Source organism: Paenibacillus sp. S28 (assembly GCF_016624415.1).
Lineage (GTDB): Bacteria > Bacillota > Bacilli > Paenibacillales > Paenibacillaceae > Paenibacillus_AQ > Paenibacillus_AQ favisporus.
Map to the genome: position 1 here is coordinate 1 of NZ_JACVTM010000059.1, position 307 is coordinate 307.

At 47.2% G+C, this 307-nt stretch carries 1 protein-coding gene; it reads left to right on the plus strand.

The window, feature by feature from the left end:
* Window positions 1-107: 107 nt before the first annotated feature.
* Window positions 108-307, plus strand: a 200-nt coding sequence (locus tag IAE55_RS33635) for an NAD-dependent epimerase/dehydratase family protein (RefSeq protein WP_200634985.1), incomplete at its 3' end; no start/stop codon positions are given.

Below are 307 nucleotides of genomic sequence, written 5' to 3' on the forward strand. Positions count from 1 at the left end.
TAAGAAAACATTGGAGGGCGTGACTGTCACAGAATTCATTGGTGTGTTGTCTTACATATGAAAGGCAAACAAGCCCCATAGATGGGTAACTAATTAGGAGGATCAACATGAAGATTGTAGTTATTGGCGGCAGTGGGCTAATTGGAACCAAACTCGTGAATAACCTAAAGGTTCTCGGCCATGAGGTAACAGCCGCTTCGCGTTCTTTGGGCGTAAATACCCTCACAGGTGAGGGACTGGCAGAAGCACTTCATGGTGCTGAGGTCGTTGTAGACGTTTCGAACTCGCCTTCGTTCGAGGATAAGGC